At 64.8% G+C, this 26,329-nt stretch carries 27 protein-coding genes; 15 read left to right on the top strand and 12 right to left on the bottom strand.

Features of this window, described 5'->3' with window-relative positions; translation table 11 throughout:
• Positions 1-45: 45 nt before the first annotated feature.
• From PF049_04825 to PF049_04810, 4 genes are all read right to left on the bottom strand, one after another.
• Positions 46-1,011, bottom strand: a complete 966-nt coding sequence (locus tag PF049_04825) for a hypothetical protein (GenBank protein ID WBY17479.1) — start codon at positions 1,009-1,011, stop codon at positions 46-48.
• A gap of 170 nt (positions 1,012-1,181) precedes the next feature.
• Positions 1,182-2,114 carry a helix-turn-helix domain-containing protein gene (locus PF049_04820; GenBank protein ID WBY17478.1) on the bottom strand — a complete coding sequence of 311 codons (933 nt, stop codon included), beginning with the start codon at positions 2,112-2,114 and terminating at the stop codon, positions 1,182-1,184.
• 148 nt (positions 2,115-2,262) lie between these two features.
• Positions 2,263-4,533 carry a phosphoenolpyruvate--protein phosphotransferase gene (ptsP, locus tag PF049_04815; protein ID WBY17477.1) on the bottom strand — a complete coding sequence of 757 codons (2,271 nt, stop codon included), beginning with the start codon at positions 4,531-4,533 and terminating at the stop codon, positions 2,263-2,265.
• 100 nt (positions 4,534-4,633) lie between these two features.
• Positions 4,634-4,789: a YdcH family protein gene (locus PF049_04810; GenBank protein ID WBY17476.1), complete on the bottom strand. Its 156-nt coding sequence runs from the start codon at positions 4,787-4,789 to the stop codon at positions 4,634-4,636.
• Positions 4,790-4,959: 170 nt separating this feature from the next.
• Here PF049_04810 and PF049_04805 point away from each other — a divergent pair, with 170 nt between their 5' ends.
• The gene (locus PF049_04805) at positions 4,960-5,157 is read left to right on the top strand and encodes a DUF465 domain-containing protein (protein WBY17475.1); all 198 of its coding nucleotides are present in this window, start codon (positions 4,960-4,962) and stop codon (positions 5,155-5,157) included.
• Between the two features lie 89 nt (positions 5,158-5,246).
• On the top strand, positions 5,247-5,714 hold the full coding sequence (locus tag PF049_04800; GenBank protein ID WBY17474.1) for a DUF1465 family protein: 468 nt from the start codon (positions 5,247-5,249) through the stop codon (positions 5,712-5,714).
• 29 nt (positions 5,715-5,743) lie between these two features.
• On the opposite strand, the gene PF049_04795 is transcribed toward PF049_04800, so the two are convergent.
• Positions 5,744-7,210, bottom strand: coding sequence for a glycerol kinase (locus tag PF049_04795; GenBank protein WBY17473.1), 1,467 nt, complete (start codon positions 7,208-7,210; stop codon positions 5,744-5,746).
• 99 nt (positions 7,211-7,309) lie between these two features.
• On the opposite strand from PF049_04795, the gene PF049_04790 reads away from it, so the two are divergent.
• From PF049_04790 to nadA, 7 genes are all read left to right on the top strand, one after another.
• The gene (locus PF049_04790) at positions 7,310-8,194 is read left to right on the top strand and encodes an MBL fold metallo-hydrolase (protein ID WBY17472.1); all 885 of its coding nucleotides are present in this window, start codon (positions 7,310-7,312) and stop codon (positions 8,192-8,194) included.
• A complete protein-coding gene (locus PF049_04785) occupies positions 8,179-8,889 on the top strand; it encodes a DUF4230 domain-containing protein (GenBank protein WBY17471.1) in 711 nt (236 codons plus the stop codon). Before PF049_04790 ends, PF049_04785 begins: the two co-directional genes overlap by 16 nt.
• A gap of 161 nt (positions 8,890-9,050) precedes the next feature.
• Positions 9,051-9,380, top strand: coding sequence for a BCCT family transporter (locus tag PF049_04780; protein ID WBY17470.1), 330 nt, complete (start codon positions 9,051-9,053; stop codon positions 9,378-9,380).
• 169 nt (positions 9,381-9,549) lie between these two features.
• Positions 9,550-10,326: a TonB-dependent receptor gene (locus PF049_04775; protein ID WBY17844.1), complete on the top strand. Its 777-nt coding sequence runs from the start codon at positions 9,550-9,552 to the stop codon at positions 10,324-10,326.
• A gap of 105 nt (positions 10,327-10,431) precedes the next feature.
• Positions 10,432-12,405, top strand: coding sequence for a sulfotransferase (locus PF049_04770; GenBank protein WBY17469.1), 1,974 nt, complete (start codon positions 10,432-10,434; stop codon positions 12,403-12,405).
• A 57-nt stretch (positions 12,406-12,462) separates the two neighbouring features.
• A complete protein-coding gene (locus PF049_04765) occupies positions 12,463-13,248 on the top strand; it encodes a hypothetical protein (GenBank protein ID WBY17468.1) in 786 nt (261 codons plus the stop codon).
• Between the two features lie 72 nt (positions 13,249-13,320).
• A complete protein-coding gene (gene nadA, locus PF049_04760; protein WBY17467.1) occupies positions 13,321-14,322 on the top strand; it encodes a quinolinate synthase NadA in 1,002 nt (333 codons plus the stop codon).
• Between the two features lie 30 nt (positions 14,323-14,352).
• Here the strand turns inward: nadA and PF049_04755 are convergent, their stop codons facing one another.
• Both PF049_04755 and PF049_04750 read right to left on the bottom strand, forming a co-directional pair.
• Complete coding sequence (locus tag PF049_04755) at positions 14,353-15,093, bottom strand: Brp/Blh family beta-carotene 15,15'-dioxygenase (protein WBY17466.1); 741 nt, start codon at positions 15,091-15,093, stop codon at positions 14,353-14,355.
• A 79-nt stretch (positions 15,094-15,172) separates the two neighbouring features.
• On the bottom strand, positions 15,173-16,042 hold the full coding sequence (locus PF049_04750; protein WBY17465.1) for a bacteriorhodopsin: 870 nt from the start codon (positions 16,040-16,042) through the stop codon (positions 15,173-15,175).
• Positions 16,043-16,200: 158 nt separating this feature from the next.
• Here PF049_04750 and PF049_04745 point away from each other — a divergent pair, with 158 nt between their 5' ends.
• Complete coding sequence (locus PF049_04745) at positions 16,201-17,499, top strand: DUF2254 domain-containing protein (protein WBY17464.1); 1,299 nt, start codon at positions 16,201-16,203, stop codon at positions 17,497-17,499.
• Positions 17,499-18,824, top strand: coding sequence for a DUF2254 domain-containing protein (locus PF049_04740; GenBank protein ID WBY17463.1), 1,326 nt, complete (start codon positions 17,499-17,501; stop codon positions 18,822-18,824). Before PF049_04745 ends, PF049_04740 begins: the two co-directional genes overlap by 1 nt.
• Here the strand turns inward: PF049_04740 and PF049_04735 are convergent.
• Positions 18,821-19,720, bottom strand: coding sequence for a DMT family transporter (locus PF049_04735; GenBank protein ID WBY17462.1), 900 nt, complete (start codon positions 19,718-19,720; stop codon positions 18,821-18,823). The genes PF049_04740 and PF049_04735 overlap by 4 nt on opposite strands.
• 64 nt (positions 19,721-19,784) lie before the next feature.
• Here PF049_04735 and PF049_04730 point away from each other — a divergent pair, with 64 nt between their 5' ends.
• Both PF049_04730 and PF049_04725 read left to right on the top strand, forming a co-directional pair.
• Positions 19,785-20,876: an alkene reductase gene (locus PF049_04730; GenBank protein ID WBY17461.1), complete on the top strand. Its 1,092-nt coding sequence runs from the start codon at positions 19,785-19,787 to the stop codon at positions 20,874-20,876.
• A 35-nt stretch (positions 20,877-20,911) separates the two neighbouring features.
• Positions 20,912-21,793 carry a CoA ester lyase gene (locus PF049_04725; GenBank protein ID WBY17460.1) on the top strand — a complete coding sequence of 294 codons (882 nt, stop codon included), beginning with the start codon at positions 20,912-20,914 and terminating at the stop codon, positions 21,791-21,793.
• A gap of 7 nt (positions 21,794-21,800) precedes the next feature.
• Here the strand turns inward: PF049_04725 and PF049_04720 are convergent, their stop codons facing one another.
• The gene (locus PF049_04720; protein ID WBY17459.1) at positions 21,801-22,064 is read right to left on the bottom strand and encodes a hypothetical protein; all 264 of its coding nucleotides are present in this window, start codon (positions 22,062-22,064) and stop codon (positions 21,801-21,803) included.
• Entirely contained in the window at positions 22,061-22,720 is a 660-nt protein-coding gene (gene lipB, locus PF049_04715) for a lipoyl(octanoyl) transferase LipB (GenBank protein ID WBY17458.1), read from the bottom strand. The genes PF049_04720 and lipB overlap by 4 nt, the downstream gene beginning before the upstream one ends.
• 59 nt (positions 22,721-22,779) lie before the next feature.
• Between lipB and PF049_04710 the strand changes: the two genes are divergently transcribed.
• Positions 22,780-23,628 carry a hypothetical protein gene (locus tag PF049_04710; protein WBY17457.1) on the top strand — a complete coding sequence of 283 codons (849 nt, stop codon included), beginning with the start codon at positions 22,780-22,782 and terminating at the stop codon, positions 23,626-23,628.
• Positions 23,629-23,635: 7 nt separating this feature from the next.
• Here PF049_04710 and PF049_04705 read toward each other — a convergent pair whose 3' ends face one another.
• A complete protein-coding gene (locus PF049_04705; protein WBY17456.1) occupies positions 23,636-24,265 on the bottom strand; it encodes a methyltransferase domain-containing protein in 630 nt (209 codons plus the stop codon).
• A gap of 169 nt (positions 24,266-24,434) precedes the next feature.
• Here PF049_04705 and PF049_04700 point away from each other — a divergent pair, with 169 nt between their 5' ends.
• The gene (locus PF049_04700) at positions 24,435-25,802 is read left to right on the top strand and encodes an MFS transporter (protein WBY17455.1); all 1,368 of its coding nucleotides are present in this window, start codon (positions 24,435-24,437) and stop codon (positions 25,800-25,802) included.
• A 51-nt stretch (positions 25,803-25,853) separates the two neighbouring features.
• Here the strand turns inward: PF049_04700 and arsC are convergent, their stop codons facing one another.
• Positions 25,854-26,198 (bottom strand): arsenate reductase (glutaredoxin), encoded by a 345-nt coding sequence (gene arsC / locus PF049_04695; GenBank protein ID WBY17454.1) that lies wholly within the window; start codon positions 26,196-26,198, stop codon positions 25,854-25,856.
• Positions 26,199-26,329: the final 131 nt, after the last annotated feature.

Here is a 26,329-nt window from a genome sequence, read left to right as displayed (position 1 = left end):
TCGGCGCGAAATCGCGCAACCAGTTCGGTGGAAGGGGCCTTCAGGTCAATTGGTGCAGGTTACCTTGGCGCGGTTCGCCTCGTATTGCGATTGCAGTCTGCCGGCCGCGACCGCCGGATAGGTCTCGCCGAACTCGGCCAGAGCAATGCAGGCCCGGTCGGTATCCCTGAGCGCAATCATCGATTCCGCGAGATAAAGCAGGCTGTCCGGCGAGCGTGCCGCGTTGCGGTCCGCCTGGTAGTTATTGAGGAACCACGGTGCCGCTTCGCGCGCCTTGCCATCGTCGAGATAGGCACGGCCGAGCAGGTTGCGGCCATAGGTCGCGCGCCAGTGGTCGGGGTACTGCTCGACAAACAGGGTCAGCTGCTGCTGAGCCTCCGGATAATAGCCGGCGTCCCACAGGCGGAAGCCGTAGGAATATTCGTCGTCTCCGGCATCGTCCGTCTTGGGCTTTGCGATGGCCTGGACCGCCGCCAGACGCTGGCTGCTGGGTCCGCTGGCCGCAGGCGCCGGACGTGCAGGCTGCGACGACGCGCCGCCGGTCATGGCGGTCAGGTTGTTGGCCGTGGTGGTCGAAGTCTGGCTTGGGGAGGACGCGGTGGGCGTCGGGGTCGGAGTCGAGGCCGAAGCGAGGGTCGGCGCAGCGCCGCCCTGCTCGAGCGCGGCCATGCGGGTGGTCAGGCCCTGCAGCGTATTGGCGTTGACCTCTACCTGCCCGGTCAATGTCTGCAGCGATGCCTCCATCGCATCGAGCCGGGCGAGAATATCGGTCAGGGCCGTGGTCGAAGGCGTTCCCGCCGTGACCGTGGTCCCCTGCGACGTTCCGCCGATTTCGGGTTCGAAATACCGGCCGTCACCGCCCGGGAAGACCCGGCGTTGCAGGGCGCTCACCTCTGCTTCCAGCTTGCGAATACGCTGCTGCTCGTCGCTCTGCGCGAGAGCGGGTGCGGCGGGCAGCAGGAGCCCTGCCACGATAGCGGCAGAGATCACGTTGCGGGCGCGGGTCGTCATGGTCAGGCTCCTGTCGATTTTCGGCTCAACATGGCGCATTGCGGTCGAACCGCGAATGAACAGCCACGCACCATCGGTTGGCAGGCTTAGGCGCAGTGGCGCGCATGTCCACATCGCAAAGCCGGTTTTTCGGGGAAATGCCCCCATGCGCTGTTGGTCCGGGCGCGGCGTCAGCCGGCGGTCGTGTCTGTATTGGCAGCTTCGGCATCGCCGGCAGCATCGGTGCCACTGTCCGGCGCCCGGCCGCGTGCAAGCAGGGCTTCGGCGGAAACCGGCACGTCCTTCATGATCTCGTCTTCCTCGGACAGCTTGGGCACTTCCTGCCCGCCGACCGTGATGGCGAGGGCAAACGGGCGGCCGGTCCATATCTGCGGACCATCCGCGTCCGCCGGAACGGTATAGGTTTCGCCTTCGGACATTTGCTTCTGCATCAGCTGGTCGCCATTCGCATCGTAGAACTTGACCCAGGTATCGTCCTGCAGCGCGGTGAAGACCACCGGACCGCCGGTCGGACCGTCTGCGGCTGCGGCATCGCCTTCGCCCCGCGCGGCCAGCCTTTCCTCCAGCGCTTTCGCTGCGGCTTCGCGCTGCTGTTCGGCCGTCAGGATCGAACCCGGACCGGAACCGGCAATGAAATAGGTGCGGTAGAACAGGAAACCGCCCGACAGCAGAAGGACCAGGGCCAGCGCGGACAGCAGGACCAGTCCGCGCGACGGTACACGCGCAGGGTCGCCCGGTTCGAACTTGCCATCACGGTCCGCGCGCCGTTCCGACGGGTCTTCCGCCCCCAGCTCTTGCCGCACCTGATCGACGATCTCGCGGGAATCGAGTCCGACCTGCTTGGCATAGGTGCGAGCAAAGCCGACGGCATAGGTACGTGCAGGGAGATTGGCGAAATCGCCGGTCTCGATCGTTTCGAGATGCCGCTGCGGAATGCGTGTCTCGCTCGACAGCTGTTCGAGCGACATTCCGCGTGCCTCGCGGGCAGCCTTCAGGCGTCCGCCCGCCGTGCGTGGAGCGGTCTCCCCTACATGCGCGGCTCCATCGTCAAACTCGCTGTCCGGCGCCGACATGTCGTGCACCCCCTCATCATTCTGTACCATGATTTCCCATCGACCCGTTTTCTTAACCCTCTTTTTCCGCCCTGAGAGGGTCTCGTGTCAAGCGCGCGAACAGCCGGAAACCGTGGTTTCATCGACCTGATGCCTCGTGTGGGCGCGAAGGCACAAAGGCGTGTGTCGCGTAAGTGGCTCAGTCGACGTCTATTTCGCGTTCCTCGGCCCAGGCAGTCAGGGCCTCGCGGATGGACGCAGGCGGATGCAGGAGCCAGCCGTTCATGGCCTCCTCGATCTCGCCCAGGTCCACGCGGCGGATCAGTTCCTTGATCGGGCCGACGGAAACGGGCGTAATCGACAGGCGGCGATACCCCAGCCCTAGCAGGGCCAAGGCTTCCAGGCGGCGTCCGCCCATTTCCCCGCAGACCCCGATATCGACCGGATGGCCAAGGGTCGATCTGGCGATTCTCTGCAGGAAACGCAGGATCGACGGGCTGAGCCAGTCGTATCGCTCGGCCAGCTTGGGATTGGACCGGTCGGCTGCGAACAGGAACTGGGTCAAATCGTTGGTCCCGACCGACAGGAAGGAAAGCTTCGGCATCAGCAGGTCGAGCACTTCGGCCAGCGAGGGAACCTCCAGCATTGCGCCGTAACTGATGCTTTCCGGCAGGACTTTCTTCTGGCTCCTGAGGAATGCGAGCTGGTTTTCGAATACGTCCTTTGCCGCGTCGAATTCCCACGGTTCGGACACCATCGGGAACATGACCGAAAGCGGCCTGCCCGCACTTGCCTCCAGCAAAGCGCGCGCCTGCGCCTTCAGCAGGCCTTCGCGGTCGAGCGCGAGGCGAAGCGCGCGCCAGCCCATCGCCGGGTTCTCGTCCCCCTCGATCGTTTCGTCCGCAAGATAGGGCACGGCCTTGTCGCCGCCGATATCGACCGTCCGGAAGATGACCGGCTTGCCCCCGGCGGCATCCATCACGTCCTTGTAGAGGCGGGTCTGCCGCTCGCGCTGGGGCAGGGTTGCGGAGACGAGGAACTGGAATTCGGTGCGGAACAGCCCGACCCCGTCCGCCCCGACAAGGGGCAGGTTCGCCATATCGTCGCGCAGGCCGGCATTCATCATCACCTGTATGCGCGTCCCGCACCGCGTGAACGGTTCGACATCGCGCATCTCTGCATAAGCCGCCTGTTTCTGGCGGGTTCTGGCGAAGCGTGTCTCGAAAGCCTCGAGCAGAGAAGGTGCCGGCCGGACATGGACCTTGCCCGCATTGGCATCGACCAGCACGTGATCGCCTTCCGCGACCATGCCGCGCAGGCTGCGGGTACGGCCAAGGACCGGGATACCCATGGCCCGCGCCACGATGACCACGTGCGCGGTCAGCGATCCTTCCTCCAGCACGACGCCTTTCAGTCGCCTCTGGTCGTATTCCAGCAATTCGGCCGGTCCCAGATTGCGGGCGATCAGGATAGCATCCTTGCGCAGGCCCTGCGTCGCCGCCGTGCCAAGCTGGCCCGACACGATCCGCAGCAGCCGGTTGGACAGGTCCTCCAGGTCGTGCATCCGGTCGGCCAGCAGCGGATCGTCGATCTCGCGCATCCGCATCCGGGTTCGCTGTTGCACGCGCTCGATCGCCGCCTCGGCGGTCAGGCCGCTGTCGATCGCCTCGTTGATGCGGCGGCTCCAGCCCTCGTCATAGGCGAACATCTTGTAGGTCTGGAGCACTTCCTCATGCTCCGTGCCTGCGCCGAATTCGACATCGCGCGCCATTCCGTCGATCTGGTCGCGCATCTTGGCGAAGGCGCGGTAGACACGCTGCCGCTCGACCTCGATATCCTCCGCCACCACCTGGTCGATTGTCACCCGCGGCTGGTGGAACACGGCCATGCCGGCGGCCAGCCCCTTCACCAGCGTCAGGCCGTCGATCGTCTGCGGCCCGGTCGGCTTGTCGTCGAGATCGGCCACCGCCTCCCCGTCGACCAGTTCGGCATTGGCGATCAGTTCGGACAGGACCATGGCGGTGGTCTGCAGCGCCTCGATCTCGACCTCTTCATAGCGGCGGGGATCGACATGTTGCACGTTGATCGCCCCCACCGCCCGTTCGCGGTAGACGATCGGGACCCCGGCGAAGGAATGGAATTTCTCCTCCCCCGTTTCCGGCCGGTACTGGAAGTCGGGATGCGCCGTCGCTTCTGCCAGGTTCAGCGTCTCGTTGTTCGCAACCAGCGTGCCGGTCAGGCCTTCGCCCATGGCCATGCGGGTGACATGGACGGCTTCCTTGTTCAGACCCTCGGTCGCGAACAGTTCCAGCATCCCCTCCCGCAGGAGGTAGATCGAGCAGACCTCGCTATCCAGAGCCTCTCCGACGATCTTCACCACGCGGTCCAGCTTGCCCTGCGCATGCATGCGCGAGGCCATGACTTCGTGGAGGCTGGTCAGTATTTCCCGGGCGGATGCAGCTGCTGTCATGGGACAAAGTCCCTAGACCATGGGACTGCATATGGGAAACGGCTCTTGGCTCCGGACAGGATAGAAAAACAGCCGATGCCTGGCAGAGACGCGGCGCGCCCTATTGCGCGGCGATCTCTTCCTTTATTCGCAGCTTTCGGCGCTTGAGCGTCTGGATCGTCGTTTCGTCAGGCGCCGGTCGGTTCATTTCTGCCGCGATGGCCGCTTCGAGGCCGGCATGCTTGGACTGAAGGGCGTTGACGTGGGACGATGCCATAGAAGTGCTCTCCTCATGTGAAAGCGACTCGCCCGGTCGCGGGCGGGCCGCGTTTCGATAATGAACCACAAAACATGGTGCATGCGAAGTCCTGACAAATCCCTATGCGACGGGTAAGGCCGGACGCGCGACGAATTGAGACGCGGCCAGACAAGGGATTTTCTCCAGCCATGACCGAAGCGGAACTGCGCAAGCGGCTGGAAACATTGAGGACGGAGCACCGCGACCTCGATGCGGCAATCAACGCGTTGACGGAAACGGGCTCGACCGACCAGCTCCAGATCGCGCGGCTGAAAAAACGCAAGCTGCAATTGCGGGACCAGATCGGCATGGTCGAGGACGAACTGATTCCCGATATCATCGCCTGAAACTGTCCCGAAACAGGACACCCGTTGTTCCGGTACGGGATAGTACGAATCTGCCTCTTCCCGGCCCGGTCCGGCGAGTCTAGCCCGGCATGACCATGGGGCACACGGCAGACATGAACCCGGCCATAATCGAGGCACTGTACGGTGAGGCGTTGCTTCTTGCCGACGATGTTCGCGCCGCCTTCGACCTCGCACCGGCGAAAGAGACGGGGCTGCCGCGCGACCACTGGCGGATTGCCCTGTCGGCGGAAGGGCTGAAGGCGACCACCCGCGTGATGCATGTCCTGGCATGGCTGCTGAACCAGCGCGCCTATCTGAAGGGCGACATGACGGAATTCCAACTCAAGCGGACGGGACAGCTGCCGCCCGACCGTGCGCCCAATCCGGAATCGCTGATGATGCTGGAGCCGATGACGCGGGAGCTGATCGTCGATACGCAGCGCCTGCACACACGTGTAGCCCGGCTGGATGCCGCATGGCGCGCCGAAAACGGCGGGGAAGGCAGCGCCGTCCACAGGCTTCGCGAGCGTCTCGGCAGGGCAGTCGAGGGGCTCTGACCCCTGCCACCAGCTTCCTGGCGCAGGTGTCAGGCTGCCGAGAGCGCGCGCTTCCACCGCGCAAGACGCGCCCCGCGAATATCCTGGCCCATATCCGGCTCGAACACGGTCAGCCCGCCCCGCATGGCTTTCGCTGCGGATGGCAGGTCAGGATGCAGTCCTGCACCGACCGAGGCGGCGATGGCTGCACCAAGGGCCGTCGTCTCGACGAAATCGGGACGCTCGACCGCCAGTTGCAGCATGTTGGCAAGGTCCTGCGCCATCCAGTTGTTGACGCTCATCCCGCCATCGATCCTTAGCGTCTTCCAGTGTGCGCCATCGGCCGCAAAAGCCTCGGCGAGATCGTGGGTTTGATGCGCCATCGCCTCCAGCGCGGCTCGGGCGATCTGCGGCTTGCTGCTATTGAAGCTGAGGCCCGCGATCACGCCGCGCGCGTCGGCGCGCCAGTGCGGAGCGCCCAACCCGGCTAGCGCGGGCACGATCACGACCTCCCCGCTATCCTCGACCGACCGGGCCAGCGCCTCGGTCTCCGCCGCCGACCCGATGATGCCGAGAGAGTCGCGTAGCCACTGAACGAGGCTGCCGGCGACGAAAACCGATCCCTCGATGGCGTAGGTCCGCGTCCCGTCCTGCTGGTACAGGACGGTGCCCAGAAGCCGGTGCTGCGACCGGGGCAAAGCCGTACCATTATTGGCGAGGATGAAGGCGCCGGTGCCATAGGTCGCCTTCGTGTCCCCGGGGGCGAAGCAGCCCTGGCCGATAGTGGCCGATTGCTGGTCGCCTACCAGGCCGGTGATGGGAATGGCTCTGCCGAAATGGTCGGCCGACGTCTTGGCGAGACGGCCCTGCGTATCGGTAACCTCGCCCAGTGTGCCGGCCGGCACGCCAAGCAGCTCGCACAGTCCGTCATCGAACCCCTGTCCATCGAGGGCGAGCAGCATCGTGCGGCTGGCATTGCTGGCATCGGTCAAATGCGCCCCGCCCGACAGGCGCGCGACCAGCCAGCTCTCCACCGTGCCGAAGGCCAGCCGCCCGGCGCGCGCCGCATCGGCGACCCCCGGTTCGTTGTCGATCAGCCAGCGCATCTTCGTGCCGGAAAAATACGGGTCGAGCAGGAGGCCGGTCGCGTCCTGCACGGCCTCTTCGTGCCCCGCTTCATTCAATTCCTCGCAGAAGCGCGCGGTCCGGCGATCCTGCCACACGATCGCACGCGACAATGGCTCCAGCGTCGTGCGATCCCATGCCACGACCGTCTCGCGCTGGTTCGTGATGCCGATGCAGGCAATCCGGTCGACGCCTGCCCTTGTCACCAGTTCCTGCGCGCAGGCCAGGGTCCGTTCCCATATCTCCGCCGCATCGTGTTCGACCCAGCCGGGCCGCGGGTAATGCTGCGTCAGGTCCTTCTGGGCCGTGCCTTGCACGCGTCCGGCCAGGTCGAACAGGATTGCCCGCGTGGACGTGGTGCCTTCGTCCAGGACGAGGATGAGGTCGGCCAATTTATCTCTCCCGTGACAGCTGCGCAGCGCGGCCATAGCGGGCCCGCGTCGCAGTCGGAGGCGTGGACATGGCGCACCCGTGCCCCCATATGCAAGGCCATGGCTGAAATCCCGCCCCGACCGTGGCCGACCGGCAAGGTCGAGCGCCCTGAACCCCTCGTCGCCCGGGTCCTTGCACCCAACCCGTCGCCCTACACCTTCACCGGCACACAGACCTATATCGTCGGGACCGGCGATGCGGTCGCCGTCATCGATCCCGGGCCGGACGATGCGGATCACATTGCCGCCATCATGGAAGGTGTGGGGGATGCGACAATCGCCGCCATCATGTGCACGCACACCCACCGCGACCATTCGCCCGCCGCAGCGCCGCTGGCTAGGGAAACCGGTGCGCCTGTCGTGGGCTGCGCGCCGCTGGTGCTGGCCGATAACGGCCCGCGCGCCGACGAGAGCTTCGATACGACCTACATGCCCGACCGTGTGCTGGAGGATGGCGAGGCCATGACCGGGCCGGGCTGGACACTGCGGGCGATCCATACGCCCGGACACACCTCCAACCATTTGTGCTTCGCGTTGGAGGAAACGGGCGCGCTGTTCACCGGCGATCATGTCATGGGCTGGTCGACCAGCGTCGTCGTCCCGCCGGACGGTGACATGGGCGACTACATGAAAAGCCTGGAAAAACTGTATGCCCGGACCGAGGACGGGACGGACCGGGTCTATTATTCGGCCCACGGCGCCCCGATCGAAAAACCGCGCCAGTTGGTGCGCGGCATGATCGGCCATCGCCGCCAGCGAGAGAACCAGATCATGCGGCTGGTGGCCGAGAAACAGCGCACGCTGCCGGAATTCATTCCGCTGATGTACAAGGGTCTGGACCCCCGCCTCGACAAGGCTGCCCAGATGAGCGTGCATGCCCATCTCATCGATCTGGAACGCAGGGGGATGGTCGTCCGTTCAGGCGACACATGGCAGACCGTTTGAAGACCGAAGACCGCAGCGCACAAGGCAGCGCGGAGACACTCGTCCCCAAGGCGGAGCGGCAGAAGTCGCTCGCCCGGGTTCAGGGCGTCCCATGGCTTATCGTAATCCTGCTGCTCGCAGCCGTTGCATGGCTGGGGTACCGCGCCTTCATCTACCAGGAAGAAGGCGATCCCGTCGGCAGCGCCATGCTCGCTTTCGAGAAACAGAACTCGCTTACCGTATTCAGTTCGCGGTTCGAGGTTGTTGCGGAAAGCGAGGACCAGCGCGGCGTTTTCGGCGTTCCGATCCTGCAATCGCGACAGGCGGCCATCGTCCCGGCCAGCGTCGAATACCGGCTGGACCTGTCGGACATGGATCGCGGCGACTTCGTCTGGGACGAGGCAGCGGAAACACTGACCGTCACTCTGCCACAGATCCAGACCAGCACGCCCAATATCGACGAAGGCAGCGCGCGTGTCTTTACCGAAGGCGCATGGGTCACGCGCGACGCTTCGACAGACCTCGCCCGCAACAATTCGCGGCAGGCGGAACGCAAGGCTACGGCCTTCGCGAAAAACCCCGAAATCCTCGCCCTCGCGCGCCAGTCGGCAAAGGAAGCGGTTACGCAGAACCTCGCCATCCCGCTGCAGGTTGCGGGGTATGGCGATGTGACGGTCAATGTGCGTTTTGCCGATGAGGTAAACCCAGCCAGCTGACGCCCCGCGCCAGCCTCTCCCAAAGACCGGGGGTTGCCCAGGGGGGCGCAAACCTGCCATCAGGGCCCCGATATCCGGCACGGCGCGCTGCGGCGCCCGGCACGGTCGCAGCCAGTTGCCATCCCGGCGGCGTGCGCGCGCAACGGGGAAGAGGACACACCTTGACACAGACACCGGCAAACGCCGCCGCCAGCAAGGACGGCATGGAACCGCCTCTGTGCGAATTGCCCATCACGATTGCCGATGGCGGTTTCTACCACGGCTTCAACAAGCTGGTCAGCGTCTCCTCGAAAGTCATCGTCAGCGCCCTGATCCTCTGGACGATCCTGTTTCCCGTGCAGGCCGGCGAGACGCTGGCAGAGGCAAATGCGACGCTGATCCGCGAATTCGCCGGGTGGTACGTGTATCTCGTGGCCTTCATCATGCTGGTCGCGCAGCTTCAGCGCGGTCGACCAGGACGCCTTCGGGACCGACCTCAACGACCTGTATGACGGCGACGGCCAGTATACCTTCATCGGTAGCTGTAACCCGGCGCTGCGACAGACGTTCAACCAGGGCGACACGCTGGCCGATATCCAGGCAGCGGGCCTCTCCGCCGGCCAGGCACAGCAGGTCTTCAACGCCCTGCAGGCCCCGGACGTCGCAAAGGCCGAAGGCGCGATCTACAAGGGCACGGTCACGCTGACGCCCACGCCGGATACGCTGTTCTATGCGACCTATTCGGAAGGCTTCCGTCCCGGGTTGCTGAACCGTCCCGGCGGCGCGACCAACGGCGCGGGCTTCACCGTCCCGTTCGAACTGGAGACCGACGAGGTCAAGAACTACGAACTGGGTGCGAAGCTCGACCTCCTGGACGGCCAGCTTCGCTTCAACGCATCGGCGTTCTATGTCGACATCAGCCGCCTGCAGACGACGATTTTCGATCCCAGCATCACCAATTTGTTCTTCAGCGACAATGCTGCGGACGCGGAGATCAAGGGCGTCGAGGGTGAATTCACCGTGGCACCCTATTCGGTGCCGGGCCTGACGCTGACCGGCGCGTTCAGCTTACTCGATACCGAGATTACCGAGGTTCTGACGCCGACCAACGACGTCATCGTGGGAAGCGAACTGGCCTACGCGCCCAGCTTCCAGGGCAATGCCCGCGCGCGTTACGAATGGATGTCGGGCGATCTCGACTACTTCGTGCAGGGGCAAGCCACCCACTCGTCCAGCAAGAACACGGACATCATCACGATCAACACGATCGAGCTCGACAGCTACACGACCTTCGGGTTCTCGCTGGGCGTCCAGAAGGATGAATGGTCGATCGAACTGTTCGGCGAAAACGTGACGGACGAGCGGGCAGAGATTGCCGGCAACTACGTCAACGATCGCGAGCGTATCACGACGAACCGTCCGGCGACCTTCGGTATCCGCGTCGGCTTCGACTACTAGGCAGTGCCGACCGCGCTTCCCGCGCGGCAGCACACAGGCGGCGGGCAGGCTTCGGGCCTCGCCCGCCGTTTTGCGTTTGGCGGCAATTCTGGCACGGGAGCCTGCATGGAAAAGAGCGATGAATTGAAGGCTTCGGCGCAGTCGGCGTTGCAGGGCGGGGATTTCGCCAGGGGACGCGATCTCGCCTTGAAAGCCCTGGAAAGCGCGCCGGACGACCAGGAAGCGCTCTACATGGCGGCGGTCGCGCATCGTTATTGCAGGGAATACGACAAAGCGGACGCCGTGCTCTCGCACCTTCATGCCGTCTCACCGGAATTCGGCCGTGCGTGGCAGGAAACCGGCCACCTGCTGCGCGACAGGGGCGACGGGGATGCAGCCGTCGCGGCCTATGCGCGGGCGGTGAAATTCAATCCCGCGCTGGAGGCAAGCTGGCGTGCTCAGGCCGATCTGCTGGCCTCGGCGGGACGCACTGCTGAAGCGAACGCCGCGATGCAGCAGAGCCAGCGCCTGCGCGCCATCCCCCGCGAACTGGTCGCGGTTACCAACCACCTGCACGAGGGCCGCGTGCTGCGGGCAGAGCAGATCTGCCGCGCCTTCCTGCTGCAGCATCCGCGCAATGTCGAGGGAATGCGCCTTCTCGCCCAGATCGGCATCAAGCTGGGCATTCTCGACGATGCGGAATTCCTTCTGGAAAGCGCCGTTTCGTTCGAGCCCGACAATGTGCAGCTGCGGCTCGATTACATGGACGTGCTGCGACGCCGCCAGAAATTTGCCCGCGCCCGCGAGGAGGCGGAGGCGCTGTATGCACGCGATCCGGACAGCCCCCTGTTCCAGTCGCATCTGGCCGTGGAGAGCATGCAGACCGGCGATTACGAGCGGGCTTTTTCCCTGTTCGACCGCGTGCTGGAAAAGCTACCCAGCGACCCCGCAACGCTGACCAGCCGCGGCCATGCACTCAAGACCACGGGCAGGACCGATGAGGCGGTCGACAGCTACCGCGCGGCTTTCGCAGCGAAACCCGATCACGGCGACGCGTGGTACGCGCTGGCCAATCTCAAGACCTATCGCTTCACCGATGACGAGATGGCGGCGATGCGGGAGCAGGCCGCGCGGGCCGACCTCGCCTTCATGGACCGGGTCCACCTGTCTTTCGCCCTGGGCAAGGCGCTGGAGGATCGGGAGGCGTATGAGGAAAGCTTCGGCTTCTACGAACAGGGCAATGCGCTCAAACGCGCACAGACCCGCTACAGCGCCGACCAGATGAGCGAGGAACTGGCGAAACAGCGCGAGACCTGCACTCCGGAGCTGTTCGCGAAGCACGAGGGTTCGGGGCACTCCGCCCCCGACCCGATCTTCATTCTCGGCCTGCCGCGCGCAGGCTCCACCCTGCTGGAGCAGATCCTTGCCAGCCACAGCCAGGTCGATGGCACGCTGGAGCTGCCCAATATTCTCTCGCTCGCCCACCGCCTGCGCGGTCGCAAGGCAGGCCGGTCGCGCTATCCCGAAATCCTGCACGACCTGCCGGGCGAACGTCTTGCCCAATTTGGCGAGGACTTCATCGAGAACACCCGCGTCCACCGCGCAGGCGCGCCCTTTTTCATCGACAAGATGCCGAACAATTTCCGGCATATCGGCCTGATCCACCTGATCCTGCCCAATGCGACGATTATCGATGCGCGGCGCGATCCGATGGATTGCTGTTTCTCCGGCTTCAAACAGCTGTTCGCGGAAGGGCAGGAGTTCACTTACGGACTTACGGAAGTCGGCCGGTACTACGCCGATTATGTCGAGCTGATGGACCACTGGGACCGCGTGCTGCCGGGCAAGGTCCTGCGCGTGAACCACGAGGACGTGCTGGACGACCTCGAGGGACAGGTACGGCGCATCCTCGATCATTGCGGCCTGCCGTTCGAACAGGCGTGCGTCGAGTTTCACAAGACCGACCGCGCGGTTCGCACGGCGTCGTCGGAACAGGTGCGGCGCCCCATCAACCGCTCCGGCCAAGGCGCATGGAAGCCTTACGAGCCATGGCTGGGCGACCTGATAGCGGCCTTGCAAGGCGTGAACGCACAGGCTTGACCGCCGGGTCTCCTGCGGCGTAGCCAGGTCAGTGGGTCGTTCGCTCTGGGGGGAAACATGGCAACGATATCCGAAGCTGCGCGCGTAACCGGCCGCGGCGAATTGCACGACACACGGTTCTTCCTGATCATGGCGATCGTCATGTCGGCGATCATCGTGGCGGGTTTCATCGTCAATCTTGCAGCAGGCCGTTCGAGCTTTGCCGTGCCCGCAGCCTACCACGTGCATGGCGCGGTCTTCATGGGCTGGATCGCCCTGTTCCTGGCCCAGCATGCCACCATCCATTCCGGCGCGAGAGCGCTCCATGTCCGGCTGGGCAAGCTGGCCTGGTTCTGGATACCGGCCATGGCCGTGACCGGGACGTGGGTGATGCTGGTCGTCGCCCGGCGAACCGGCGGGCCGTTCTTCTTCCACAAGAGCGAGTTTTTGTTCAGCAATCTGGCAGTGCTGTGGTGTTTTGCAGGGCTGGCATGGTGGGCCCTCAGGCGTCGGCGCTATACCGGTTGGCATCGCCGGCTGATGCTATGCGCGATGGCGGTCCTGATGGGGCCCGGTCTTGGCCGGTTGCTGCCCATGCCGCTGATGATCCCCAATGCATGGCTGGTGACGCAGGTCGTCACGTTCGCGTTTCCAGTTATCGGAATGATTGCGGACTTGCGCGCCCGAGGCCGCGTGCACCCCGCCTATTTCTGGGGTCTGAGCATCTATATCGCGATGTTTGCCGCGTCGATGCTGCTCGCCTATTCGCCGGTCGGCATCACCCTGACGGAGCGTTTTCTCGCCGGAACCCGGGGCGCCGAGCGTCCGATGGAAGCGTTCCTGCCGCCGGGTTTTGCGCTGTAGGCGGAACGCCCTGCCATTGACGCCCGTTACGTGTATGAAGCGCGCATATCGCGCCACCAGACGGGACACGACATGACTGCACAAACCACGCTGCCCACGGGCGAGGACCTGCTCGCCGAAATCAACCGCCTGCGTAAAGAGAAGAACGCGGTGATCCTGGCGCATTACTACCAGACGCCCGATATCCAGGACCTCGCGGATTTCGTCGGCGACTCCCTCCAGCTGTCGCAGATGGCGGCGGAAACGGACGCCGATGTGATCGCGTTTTGCGGGGTGAAGTTCATGGCCGACACGGCCAAGATCCTAAGCCCGGAAAAGATTGTCGTCCTGCCCGACATGGATGCGGGATGCAGCCTGGAAGACAGCTGCCCGCCGGAGAAATTCAAGGCTTTCCGCGAGAAACATCCGGATCACATCGCGCTGACCTACATCAATTGCTCGACCGAGGTGAAGGCGCTGTCGGACGTGATTGTGACCAGTTCCAGCGCGGAAACGATCCTGGAGCAGATCCCGAAGGACCAGAAGATCATCTTCGGCCCCGACCGCCATCTGGGCGGTTACCTCTCGCGCAAGTTCGACCGGGAGATGCTGCTGTGGCCGGGCGTGTGCATCGTGCACGAAGCCTTCAGTGAGACGGAGCTCCTGAAGCTCAAGGAACAGCACCCCGGGGCGCCGATCGCGGCCCACCCCGAATGCCCGCCCACCATCGTCGATCATGCCGATTACGTGGGCTCGACCAGCGGCATCCTGCAATTCGCGGAGACTTTCGAAGGCGATACGCTGATCGTCGCGACGGAGCCGCACATCATCCACCAGATGGAAAAGGCGCTGCCGAGCAAGACCTTCATCGGTGCACCGGGAGCAGACGGGAATTGCAGCTGCAATATCTGCCCGTACATGGCGCTGAACACGATGGAGAAGCTCTACACCTGCCTGCGCGACCTCGAACCGCGGATCGAGATCGAGGAAGGCTTGCGCCTGAAGGCGAAGCGCAGCCTCGACCGGATGCTGGAAATGGCCAGCGGCACGATCGGTCACGGCGATCTGGGCAAGGTAGCCTTCACCGCAGACTGACCCAGGCCTGCTACCGGGCGGTGGAATGCCTCATTGCTCGAGCCGCTCGGTCAGCATGTGCGGCGTGGCCAGCCCTATGCCGAGCGCTGCAGCGACCGCGGTAGCGAGCAGTCCGGTCGTGGTTGCCGCCACAAGCAATGCGGCTCCCGCCAGTGCGACCAGCGTCGGGACCGCGCTTGCCCGCCAGACTGCATCGGTTCCGTAACGGGCCAGTTGTCGCTTTTGCACCGGCAGGGCGTGACCGGTCAGGAATATGACCCCGACGGCAAGCACGGGATGGAAGAAGGCGGTTGCCGCCAGCGCGAGAAGCGCAGGAAGCCGCCCCGCGTCCCCTCGCAAGGCTGCAAGACCCGCCAGCGCCGCGCCGCCTGCCCCGACCAGCGCGAGGATGCCCAGCATGGGTGCAGGTATGGCCACGTCCGTAATGCCGGAGAAAACGGCGGCCGTTTCGGTCGGCCGGAAAAGGACGCTGCCGCCCGTCGCCAGACCCGCGATTGCCAGCCGTGACGAGCGCGCAAAGCCGCACTCGGTCCGCGCGAAATGCCAAGCGGACAGGGCGAGGAACAGCACCAGGCCCGCTGCCGGTGCGGCAAGGAACAAACCGGCAAAGGCGAGGCCGACGGCGACATAGGCGCCAGCGTGCAGTAGGCCAAAGGGGAGGATCGCGTCCTGCTGTTCGTCCCCGGCCCCATGCGCCAGCCCCGCTGCGAAGAGGCAGAGGCCGATGACGACCGGCGCCGCTCCGCCTGCAATCTGGGCACCACATGCCAACAATACTGCCCCGCACGCGAAAAGGGCCCCGGCATCATGCCAGGGCCCCGTTTCACCGGCGTGCCGGGCACGCTGCAAGTCAATCGCCCCGGGCGGAAGCGATCTTGCTGCCGAGCGGACTGGTTTCCAGAGCCTCGGCTGCAGGGACGTAGCCTTCCAGCGCGCTGCGACGCAGGACGTAGCGGGACAGGATCACGCCGTAGATCAGCTTGGTCGAGATGTCCGCAATCGAGAACAGGAGCTGGCGGACCACCACGACATCGCCATTGAAGCCGAGCTGCGGCAGGGCGTAGGCGATGGGGTAGAGGCCCCAGGTGGCAAGGAAGTACCACCAGATGTTCTTGGGCCAAGCCACCAGCGACGGCGGGCTGTTGGCAATCGCTGCCGAGATCACGCCGCGCACCTCGATGATAAGCCATACGAAGAAAAGGGTAGAGATGACGCCCCAAATGTTGAGCCGCGAGAAATCGCCGGTTTCACCGAACTGCCCATACAGGCCGGTCCAGATCATCAGCAGCGCCGGGATGCTCATGCGCAGGGCCCGCTTGTGAAGGTCGGGCCGCGACAGGGCGAAGGCGATGGGAAGCTGCGTCAGCAGGATCGGCACCGTGATCGTCCAGTTGCCGTAGCGATAGGCATTGGTGAAGGTCTCGCCATCGGCCAGCGGGGTGTAGACGCTGCCCGCGAACTCGTACGCCGCTTGCCAGGTCGAAAATTCGCGCAGCAGGCTGAGGCCTGCGCTGGCCATGACGATCGCCGACAGAACCGGCACGATCCGGTAACGCGGGGCAAGCTGCATGCTTGTCATGAGGAAATAGAGAATGAAGGCGAAATGCGCGCCGTAGCTGACCATCAGGATCAGCGAACCGGTCGTGTATTGGCCCGAGGTAAGTGTAACCAGATTCTCGATATTGCCCACCATGGCAGCACCGTTTTCCGAAAGAGCCATGTCAGCCCCCTTTCTTGTATGCACGTGGCATGCACATCGGTCTGCCCCGGCGAGATACGCGCCTGCTGCGCGCTGCAACTTAATTCGGTGTGGGTCGTTGGGTTCCTTACAAAATTACCCACGCAACAAATCTTGGTTCGGTCAGGGGGCATTTGCCGGTGGACTTGAAACGTATTTCCGGACTGCCCGGTTGGATCCTGCACAGGCTGTTTACCAGTTACTGGCTGCTGGCAGTGTGCGCGGTGCTTGCCGCGCTGCCCTTCGCGCTTGCTATCCTGTGGCTGGACCGAGAGGCGGCGACAGCGTGGCTGCTGGCCCGCGATCTCGCGACTGTGGCCACCGCCGATACGGCCAAGGATTTCACCGGCGTCGCAGCCGGTGTGAATGCCGCCTTCATCACGCTGTATTTCTCCATCACCCTGATCGTGCTCAGCATGGCGGCAGGCAATCTCGGCGCGCGCCTGATCGACCGCTGGATCGAGCGGCCGCTGGTACGGGTAAGCCTGGCCGGACTGTCCTTCTCCATGATCGTCAGCCTGGTGGCCATGCTGGCGACAGATGCCGAGGCCGATCTGGCCGATACGCCGCTGCTGCTGGTCGGGGTCGTCGCGCTTCTCCAGGCGATAAACGTCGCCATGCTGTCCGTGTCACTCCACGATCTGGGCCGGACCATGTTCGTCGATACCTCTATCGACCGGCTGTGCGTCGATGCCTGCAAGCGGTCGATAGATCTCGAACCCGTGGAGCGCAGCACACGGAGCGAGCACGTCGTATTGCGTGCCCCGCGGGAGGGATATGTCGAGGACATCGACCTTGCAAAACTGCGGAACATCGCCTGCGATGGAAGCGCGGTAACCCTGCACGTCGCGCCGGGTCAGCACGTCCTGAAGGGAGAGCCGATCCTGTGCTCCCCTTCGGATTTGGATGAAAACCAGGTCAAGTCGGCCATCGCCATCGGCCCGTACCGCTCGGACGCGCAAGGCCCGGTCTTCCGCATCCGCCTGCTGGCGGAAATCGCGGCGCGGGCCCTGTCTCCGGCGATCAACGATTTCTACACCGCCATTGCCTGCGCCGACAAGCTGGCCGCCGTCATGGAAAGCCAGGTCGATAGCTGGATAGACGACGACCGCGATCCGGCGCTGAAAGGCTGCCCCGAACTCGTCCTGCTGGGCCAGGATTTTCGCGGACTGTTCGAGGATCCGATGAGCGCGTTCCGCCAGGCTGCATGCCAGTATCCATCGGTATCGATCCGCATGATCGACAATTATGCCCGCATTGCCGCGCGGATCGAACGGGAGGGCGGCCCGGCCCAGCTCATCGACTTCATCCGCGACCTTGCCAGGCACTTGCGCGATCACGCGGATAGCGTCACGCAATACGGCATGGACAAGAGATCGATAAACGCTGCCTTCGACAACGGTTTCGGCGATGGGAATACTGCGGGCGGGCACGCCTGATGCCGAACGATATCCGTTTCTTCCTCGCCCGGCTGAACGCCAATTACTGGTTCTATCCCGCGACGTTTTCGCTCGCAGCGGCGCTGCTTGCGCTTGGCGCAGTCTATCTCGACCGGTCCGGCTTCACCTCGTTCCTGAACGACGTCAAATGGCTTCTTCCGGCGCGGCCCGACGGTGCGTCGAACATGTTGACCGTCATGGCCAGCAGCATGATCGGCGTGGCCTCGACCGTGTTTTCCATAACCATCGCGGCGGTCGCCTATGCCAGCGGCAATTACGGGCCGAGGCTGCTCACCAACTTCATGGAAGACCGCGGCAACCAGTTGAGCCTGGCGACCTTCATCGGGGCGTTCGTCTATGCCCTTGTGGTGCTGCGAAATGTCAGGGGTGAGGACGAGACCCCCGCCGCCGATGCCGCAGCCAGCGCCTTGCCCGGCTTCGTTCCCCAGCTGTCGCTGCTGATCGCCTATGTGCTCATGGCCGTATGCGTTGCGGTGCTGGTTTTCTTCCTCAACCACATCCCGTCCAGCATCCGCGTCAACAAGGTGCTGGAAGGCATAGGCCGCCGCCTGCTGGACGCCATACGGTCCACCTACCCGGTCGAGGACGAGTTTTCAGAAGCCGTGGAGCCGAGGGGCGGGGAACCGCTGACCGCGTGGGAAACGGGTTATGTCCAGTTGATCGATTTCGACGACCTGTTGTCCATTGCCAAGGACTGCGAAGGCACGTTCAGCCTGAAGGTTCGCACCGGCGATTTCGTCCACCGCGACCTGCCATTGATGGAAGTCGACGGGTGCGATCCCGGCTCTATCGGGGACAAGGTAAGGGAATGCTTCACCCTCGGCCCGACGCGCACGCCGGAACAGGACCCGCAATTCCTGATCGACGAGCTGGTGGAAATCGGCCTGCGTGCGCTGTCCCCGGGGATCAACGATCCTTTCACCGCGATCACTGCACTCCACTGGCTGGGCGCTGCCACGTCCGACATCGGACGCCGCGATTTGCGCAAGAATATCTGCGGGGACGACGAGGACAATTGCCCGGTCATTCCCGCGCCGGACGATTTCGCCCATTACCTGAAGCGCGGATTCGGCTCCATTCGAAGCGGGGTCGCAACCTCGCCGATCGCGGCGGAAGTCATGCTGGACGTCATTTCACAGGCATCAACCCCGCTCGGCCATACGGACCGGCAGGAACAATTGCGAATGGAAGGACACCGCCTGGCCGAACAGGCCCGCCTCCATTTGGTCGGCCCCGACCTCGAGCGGTTCGAGCAGCACAAGGCGGCGTTCGACCGGACGTTCTGGCAGTCCAGTACGGCCTAGGGACGCGGCACACGATCTTCCTGCGACTTGCGGGCGAAAACCAGCGCGCTGCCGAGCATGGCCATGCCGACGATGTCCGGAATGCCCAGGATCTCGCCGAAGACCGCCGCGCCGTAGATCGCCGCTACGGCGGGCTGCGTCAGCAGGGCCAGCCCGATCACCAGTGGCGGGAAATGGCGCAGGCTGAAGACCAGCAGGCCCTGCCCCACAACCTGACTTAGCAGCGAGAGCACGATCAGCGGCGTCCAGTCCGTAGGCCAGACGGGCTCGCCCAGCAGCAGCGCCATTGCCAGCAGAACCGGCGATGCGATCAGCGCGACCCAGGTCAGCAGCGACCACCCTCCGAACTGGCCGCGCACTTCCTGCAAGGTGAGCAGGTAGACGGCATAGGCCAGACCTGCGGCGAGGCAGAAAATGTCGCCGATCAGGGTCCCGACGCTGATTTCCAGGCTGCGCCCCATCAGGATCGCCGCGCCGCCTAGCGCAAGCGCGATGGCAAGCCAGTCAACACCGCGCGGCAGCATCCGCCCCATGATGAAGCCCCAGAAGAGCAGCACGATACTGCCCGCATTGCCGAACAGCGTCGCATTGCCCAGCCGCGTGCGCTCTATCCCGATATGCCAGCTGCCGAGGTCGAAAGCGAAGGCGACCGCGCCCAGGGCAACAAGGCCCAGCGCGCGCCGCGGCATTCCGCCCAGCCGTTGCCCCGACCTTGCCGCAATCAGGGCGAGAAAGGGCAATGCCAGGACCATGCGCCAGAAAGCCGCCGACACCGGCCCGCTATCGGCCAGCCGCACGCTCCACGGCCCCAGAGCCAGCGCCACGTTTCCCGCAAGCAACGCGGCCAATAGCCACCATCGTCTGCCTGAAACGGTTTCTTCAGTTGCGGCCTTCATGCCCGCTCCCTAGCTCCGGGACCACAAACGCATAGCATTAATTCAACGCAGGACAGGTACTGGCATGGCACACGACAATCTTCTCGAGCCGATCACGATGGGCGCTCTGGAGGCACGCAACCGCATCTTCATGGCGCCGCTGACCCGTGGCCGTGCAACCGTGCCGGGATCGGTTCCGAACGAGATGATGGCGACGTATTACCGCCAGCGCAGCGGTGCCGGGCTGATCATCAGCGAGGCGACCGGTATCTCCCGGGAAGGCCTGGGCTGGCCCGCCGCGCCCGGCATCTGGTCCGACGAACAGGTCGAAGGGTGGAAGCAGGTCACGCAGGCAGTGCACGAGGAAGGCGGCCTGATCGTCCTGCAATTGTGGCACATGGGACGGATCGTCCATCCCGACTTCCTGGACGGCGATGCGCCGGTCTCTGCCAGCGCGACCACCGCGCCCGGCCATGCCCACACGCCTACGGGCCGGCAGGATCACCAGCAGGCGCGTGCGCTGTCGGTGGCCGAGATTGCGCGCGTGGTGGAAGATTACCGTCACGCTGCCGAAAATGCGAAGAAAGCGGGTTTCGACGGCATCCAGCTTCACGGCGCGAATGGGTATTTGGTCGACCAGTTCCTGCGCTCCAGCACCAATCTGCGCGAAGACGAATATGGCGGTTCGGCAGAAAACCGTGCGCGCTTCCTTGACGAGGTGTTGGCCGCCCTGGTCGATGTCTGGGGCGCGGACCGGGTGGGCCTGCGCCTGTCGCCCAATGGCGAGACGCAGGGCTGCGACGATCTCAATCCGGCGGAAACCTTCGGCGTCGCCTCGGCGGTAGCGCAGAAGCACGGGCTCGCTTTCCTCGAACTGCGGGAGCCGGGGCCCGAAGGGACCTTCGGTTCGACCGACGTGCCCAAGCAAAGCCCGATGATCCGCAGCACCTTTACGGGGCCGCTTGTGCTCAACAGCGATTATACCGCGGAAGAAGCCAGCGCCGACCTAGCCGCGAACCGCTGCGACGCGGTCAGCTTCGGCCGGCCCTATATCTCGAACCCCGACCTTGCGAACCGCATTCGCGAAGGCGCGGAATGGGCCGAAAACGTCAATGTCCCGAAAAGCTGGTATCTGCCGGGTCCGGAAGGATATATCGACTATCCGGCAATGGACTGAACGGCCGGCCTGCCAAGGCAATCCCGGGGGAGATAATGGGAAAAGCACTGCGATCCTGGCTGGTGGTCCCGGCTGACGAACCGGCGAAGCTGGAAAAGGTCGCGGCGCTCGACGCCGATGTTGTCCTGCTCGATCTTTCCGGCGTGGCTGAAGATGCGAAATCGCAGGCGCGGCAAATGGCGGCCGATTATCTCACGGGCCGCCCCTCCCCCGCCCCGGGAATGCCGGGGTCGCAGCGCTGGGTCAGGATCAACCCGATGGGCAGCGCCCATTGGCGCGAGGACCTCGTCGCCGTGATGCCCGCCGCGCCCAATGGCATCGTGCTGCCGCGGGCAACCGGACCCGAACAGGTCGCCCAACTCGCAAGCGAGATCTACGAGCTGGAGCAGACAAGCCCGGCAGAGCACAATTCGGTCCGCATCGTCCCGCAACTGGGCGATACCGCCGCAGGGGCATTGTCCGCGCCGGACGTTATTCGCGAACCGCATCCGCGCCTTGCCGGACTGGCATGGGACGCCGATGCGCTGATGCATTCAGCAGGCCTGCGCCCCTTCGGAAAAGGCGCACGTCGCTGGCCTGCCACCGTCAATCACGTTCGCGCTCAAGTCGTCCTGGCAGCCCGCGCTGCCGGGCTGTTCGCGCTGGAAACCGGCAGCCACGTAACGAAGGACGCCGACGTTTTCCGTGCACTGGCAAGCGAGGCGCGGTCGGCCGGTTTCGATGCCATGATGGCGCGTCATCCCGCCCAGATCAGGCCGATTGCCGACATCTTCTCGCCCACCGAAGAGGAACGCGCCCGCGCTCGGCTGATCCTTGATGCGTTCGAGCGCCAGCCCGAAGCGCAGGTCGTATCGGTCGACCGTTTTGCCGCCGACCGCAGCGAACTGGCACGCGCCCGCACCATATTGGGCGAGTGACGCCCGATCAGTCGCCCGCAGATTCTTCGGTCGTTTCGTCGCCGGCTTCTTCGTCATTGCTCGCGGAAGCCCCTCCACCTCGTGGCGGCGAGGTGGAAGTGACCGATTCCAGTGGCAGCATGGAGTCGCTGATTACACCGCGCTGCACATCCCCGGCTGCACCGGAGCCGCCGGCGCCGCCTGCAGCAGGCGCGCTATCGTCGCCGCAGGCTGCGAGACCTGTCACCATCAGGAGCGCGGGGGCGAGGAATGTGACGTATTTGCGGGTCATGCCGTTTCTCCGGAAAGGGCCGCCAAGAAGCCGGGCGCGGTTTTCATGAGCTGCGCATCCCACTGCTCGGCCGACCTGGCAATACCGAGCTTTTCGAGACTGGTGACGCCCAGCGTATCGATACCGCATGGCACGATACCGCCGAAATGGGACAGGTCGGGCGACAGGTTCACGGAGAATCCGTGCATGGTCACCCAGCGCCGCACGCGCACGCCGATGGCACCGATCTTGGCCTCTGCCCCGTCCACATCGCGCGTCCATATCCCGACGCGGCCATCGACCGCCCAGCTTTCGACGCCCAGCTCCGCCAGCGTGGCGATCACCCAGCCTTCCAGCGCATGGACGAAACGCCGGACATCGCGGCCCCGCTTTTTCAGGTCGAGCATCACGTAGCCGATCCGCTGGCCCGGACCGTGATAGGTGTAGCGCCCGCCCCGGCCCGTCTCCACGACGTCGAATTGCGGGTTCAGCATTTCTGCCGGATCGGCGCTGGTCCCGGCAGTATAGACGGGCGGATGTTCAAGCAGCCAGATCATCTCGCGCGCCTCTCCGGCGGAAATGGCGGCATTGCGCTCTTCCATCTCGGCCAGCGCGGCGCGATAGGGCACGGCTGCACGGCCCTGTTGCCAGTCGATAGTATCGTCGGTTCCGGTCATCACCGGCATTGCTGGGGTTTGCCGCCCCGCTTATCAAGAGGGCTGACAGGGAGTTACCGATGGTACGCAGCAATTCGTTCGACATGACCCGCGCCTGGGAAGAGGCGGTGGCGCTACTTTCCGCCAATCGCCAGACGGTGTTCGTGGTCGCCGGCGTCTTCTTCTTCCTGCCCTATCTCGCCGTCGTGCTGCTGGTCCCCGAGCTGGGCTCCATCATGGCCGGGCAGTCGGAGACGGCCGATCCCGATGCAGCGATGGCTGCAATGCAGGCGACGATGTCGCAATACTGGTGGGTCGTCGTGCTGTGGTCGCTGGTGCAGATGGTCGGTTCGCTCAGCCTGCTGGCATTGCTCGGGAAAAGCGGACGGCCCACGCTGGGCGATGCTCTGAAGGAAGGGCTTGCCGGCCTCCTTCCCTATGTCGCGGCCTATGTCGCCGTTGCCCTGGGGCTGAGCCTCGCGCTCGGCCTGCTGATCGCGCTGTTCGCAGCCACCGGGTCGCAGGCTCTCGCGGCCATTCCCGTGCTCCTTTCGCTGCCGGTCATGATCTATGTATTCGTGAAGGTATCGCTGGTCGCCCCGCTGATCGGGGCGGAGGGCCTGCGCAATCCCGTCGCTGCCCTGCGCCGGTCCTGGTCGCTCACGAAAGGCAATTCGTTTCGCCTGTTCCTGTTCTACGCCCTGCTGTTCACCGCCTACATCGTCCTCAGCCTGATGGTGACGCTTGTGCTCGGGCTCGGCCTGGCCCTGTTCGGCGAAGGCATCGCGCTGATCGGAGACGCGCTTGTCAGTTCGGCGGTCAGCGCGCTGGCTTCCTGCATATCGTTGGCAGTCCTTGCCGCGGTCCATCGCCAGTTCACAGGCCACACCACCCGGGCAAGCGTGCCGCGCGTGACGAAGGACGGCTGAGCCTGCCTCAGTCCTTCCAGCCCCAGAACATCTTGCAGGGCAGGATATTCCAGAACTCGAAACCGGAATCGATCCGGTCGAACCGGGTCGCCATCAGGTCGCGCACCGCAGCCGTGAACTGGTAGGCCATGAAGGCACCGCCCGGGCGCAGGATGCGGTGGGTGGCCGCCATGATGGCTGGACCGACACCGTCCGGCAGCGTGGAGAAGGGCAATCCGGACAGGACGTAGTCGGCATGGGAATGCCCGCCCGCATGGACGATTTCCTCCACGTCTGCAGCCGAGCCCAGCACGGCGGTGAAACGGCTGTCGCGGATCGTGTCGTTCAGGTAATCCACGAATAGCGGGTTGGTGTCGATCGCGATCAGCGCTCCATCGGCCGGCAGGCGTTCGAGCACGGGCAGGCAGAACGTGCCGACGCCCGGGCCATATTCCACGAACACCTTGCACTGCGCCCAGTCGACAGGCGCCAGCATGCGTTCGATGGTGAAGCGGGACGAGGGGATGACCGATCCGACCATGCGCGGATGCTCGACAAAGCCGCGGAAGAATACACCCCACTGCCCCGCCAGCCGCGAAGCCTTGCGCGACAGGCGGTCGCGCAGGCGGGTCGAGGCGAGAATATCGTTATCGGTCAATCTGATCCTCCGGATGGCCACACTGGCCCTTGGTCGCGGTTCGCTTGCGAACTGACAAGGGTCGCGCATCAATGCAAGCCTGCTCGCACCCATAGTCCCATTGCCAGAGCCACATGTGCGGCGTAGCGCTCCGTGCAACGCCATGGCCGATGCCGAACCACCTCCCCGCATGTCTGCAGCAGCCCCGCAGGCTCGCCCGCGCACGATATCGCGCGGACGGCTGGTTCTGCTCTTCACCGTCATGCTGGTGACGGCGGCAGGCAATACGGCCATGCAGTCGGTCATGCCCAGCATCGGCACCGCGCTGGGCGTGTCTGATGTGTGGATCAGCCTCGCCTATAGCTGGTCGGCGATCCTGTGGGTGACCTGCGCGCCCATATGGGCGAAGCGCAGCGACCGGCGCGGACGCAAGGCGATGATGGCGCTGGGGCTCGTCGGTTTCGCGTCGTCGATGGCACTGTGCGGGATCGTATTGTGGGCCGGCCTCGCCGGATTGATCCCGGCGCTGTGGACGCTGGTGCTGTTTGCCCTGTGCCGCTCGCTCTACGGCCTGCTGGGATCGGCTGCGCCGCCCGCCGTGCAGGCCTATGTCGCCAGCCGCACGCCGCGCGCGGAAAGGACACAGGCGCTATCGCTCATTTCGTCCAGTTTCGGCCTGGGGACCGTTGTCGGACCGGCCTTGGCGCCGCTCCTTATCTTCCCGCTGGTCGGCCTGACAGGCCCCTTCATCGCCTTTGCCGCCGTCGGCCTTGCCACGTTGATCGCTCTGCGTCTGCGCCTGCCCAATGACGAGCCGCAATTCGAGGCGCGCGGACGGGCTTTCGACGCGCCCTACGGCAATAGCGGCAGCGCGCGCGAGGCACGGCGTTCCGATGCGGCGGCCGGGGACGCCATCGAAGACGAGGACGACGACAGCGGCGATCTTCCCGGCGACATTCCGGACCTGCTGTGGAAGGATCGCCGCACATGGGGCTGGTACGTCTCCGGCCTGCTGGGCGGTCATGCGCAGGCGATGATCCTCGGTATCTCGGGCTTTCTCGTCCTCGACAGGCTGGGCCTCAGGGACGATCCGATGGCCGGGGCCGGCCCGGTCGGCATCGTGCTGATGGTCGGCGCGGTCGCCACCCTTCTGGCGCAGTGGGGCCTGATCCCGACGCTGCACATGGGACCGCGCTCGGCAACGCTGTGGGGCATGGCGCTTTCCATTGCCGGCGTGGCGCTGTTCGCCGTGGGCGGCGATCTGCACGCAATTGCCCTCGGTTTCGCGATCGCCTCGCTAGGCTTCGGGTTGTTCCGCCCCGGTTTTACTGCCGGAGCCTCGCTTGCCGTGACGCGGCCCGAACAGGGGCAGGTGTCGGGCAAGGTCGCGGCGATCAACGGCGCCAGCTACGTCTATGCACCCGCCCTCGGCGTCTGGCTGTATGGCTTGTCCGAAACCGTGGCATTCGCCGTCGTCATCGGGTTCTGCCTGTCGGTGCTGATTCTGGGCTGGCGCAGCCTGCAGGCGGATGAGGACCTGACGCAGGAACGCCGCTGAGCCCCGCCCGCCCGGATCCGACCGGACCGGGGTCAGCCGGCATGCTTGCGGTCAGAGGATTTCCTCGACCTTTTCCTTTGGCCGGCACAGCCGCACGCCCTTCTCCGTTTCGACCAGCGGACGCTCGATCAGGATGGGGTCCGCCACCATCGCATCCAGGATCGTGTCGGCATCCGCACCGGGCAGACCGCGTTCCTCTGCGTCTGTGCCGCGCAGGCGCAGGCCGTCGCTCGGGCTGATACCGGCATCGGCGTAAAGCTGGGCCAGTTTCTCGCGCGTGGGCGGTTCCTTCAGATATTCCACCACGGTCACGTCGACGCCGTCCCGCTCCTGCAGGATGCCGAGCGTATTGCGGGACGTTCCGCATTTCGGGTTGTGCCAGATCGTTGCTTTCATGCGGGGAACTCCTTTGCTGGACAAGGCGCGCGCGGGCGGCCTGTTACGCAAACGCTAATCGAGTGCGTCGGTCAGATCCCCCTAATCGATGCGAATTTTCTCACAAGGCCAAGGCTACGCTTGCAATTGCG

The sequence above is a fragment of the Erythrobacteraceae bacterium WH01K genome, assembly GCA_027941995.1.
GTDB lineage: Bacteria > Pseudomonadota > Alphaproteobacteria > Sphingomonadales > Sphingomonadaceae > CAJXSN01.
Note: the sequence above shows the minus strand (reverse complement) of the source record. Positions and strands in the feature narration are given on the sequence as shown.

Excerpts from the sequence above, each read along its gene's own strand:
- PF049_04825 (WBY17479.1), bottom strand. The coding sequence starts at position 1,011 with ATGACGACCCGCGCCCGCAACGTGATCTCTGCCGCTATCGTGGCAGGG.
- PF049_04820 (WBY17478.1), bottom strand. The coding sequence starts at position 2,114 with ATGGTACAGAATGATGAGGGGGTGCACGACATGTCGGCGCCGGACAGC.
- ptsP (WBY17477.1), bottom strand. The coding sequence starts at position 4,533 with ATGACAGCAGCTGCATCCGCCCGGGAAATACTGACCAGCCTCCACGAA.
- PF049_04810 (WBY17476.1), bottom strand. The coding sequence starts at position 4,789 with ATGGCATCGTCCCACGTCAACGCCCTTCAGTCCAAGCATGCCGGCCTC.
- PF049_04805 (WBY17475.1), top strand. The coding sequence starts at position 4,960 with ATGACCGAAGCGGAACTGCGCAAGCGGCTGGAAACATTGAGGACGGAG.
- PF049_04800 (WBY17474.1), top strand. The coding sequence starts at position 5,247 with ATGACCATGGGGCACACGGCAGACATGAACCCGGCCATAATCGAGGCA.
- PF049_04790 (WBY17472.1), top strand. The coding sequence starts at position 7,310 with ATGGCTGAAATCCCGCCCCGACCGTGGCCGACCGGCAAGGTCGAGCGC.
- PF049_04785 (WBY17471.1), top strand. The coding sequence starts at position 8,179 with ATGGCAGACCGTTTGAAGACCGAAGACCGCAGCGCACAAGGCAGCGCG.
- PF049_04770 (WBY17469.1), top strand. The coding sequence starts at position 10,432 with ATGGAAAAGAGCGATGAATTGAAGGCTTCGGCGCAGTCGGCGTTGCAG.
- PF049_04765 (WBY17468.1), top strand. The coding sequence starts at position 12,463 with ATGGCAACGATATCCGAAGCTGCGCGCGTAACCGGCCGCGGCGAATTG.
- nadA (WBY17467.1), top strand. The coding sequence starts at position 13,321 with ATGACTGCACAAACCACGCTGCCCACGGGCGAGGACCTGCTCGCCGAA.
- PF049_04750 (WBY17465.1), bottom strand. The coding sequence starts at position 16,042 with ATGGCTCTTTCGGAAAACGGTGCTGCCATGGTGGGCAATATCGAGAAT.
- PF049_04740 (WBY17463.1), top strand. The coding sequence starts at position 17,499 with ATGCCGAACGATATCCGTTTCTTCCTCGCCCGGCTGAACGCCAATTAC.
- PF049_04735 (WBY17462.1), bottom strand. The coding sequence starts at position 19,720 with ATGAAGGCCGCAACTGAAGAAACCGTTTCAGGCAGACGATGGTGGCTA.
- PF049_04730 (WBY17461.1), top strand. The coding sequence starts at position 19,785 with ATGGCACACGACAATCTTCTCGAGCCGATCACGATGGGCGCTCTGGAG.
- PF049_04725 (WBY17460.1), top strand. The coding sequence starts at position 20,912 with ATGGGAAAAGCACTGCGATCCTGGCTGGTGGTCCCGGCTGACGAACCG.
- PF049_04720 (WBY17459.1), bottom strand. The coding sequence starts at position 22,064 with ATGACCCGCAAATACGTCACATTCCTCGCCCCCGCGCTCCTGATGGTG.
- lipB (WBY17458.1), bottom strand. The coding sequence starts at position 22,720 with ATGACCGGAACCGACGATACTATCGACTGGCAACAGGGCCGTGCAGCC.
- PF049_04710 (WBY17457.1), top strand. The coding sequence starts at position 22,780 with ATGGTACGCAGCAATTCGTTCGACATGACCCGCGCCTGGGAAGAGGCG.
- PF049_04700 (WBY17455.1), top strand. The coding sequence starts at position 24,435 with ATGTCTGCAGCAGCCCCGCAGGCTCGCCCGCGCACGATATCGCGCGGA.
- arsC (WBY17454.1), bottom strand. The coding sequence starts at position 26,198 with ATGAAAGCAACGATCTGGCACAACCCGAAATGCGGAACGTCCCGCAAT.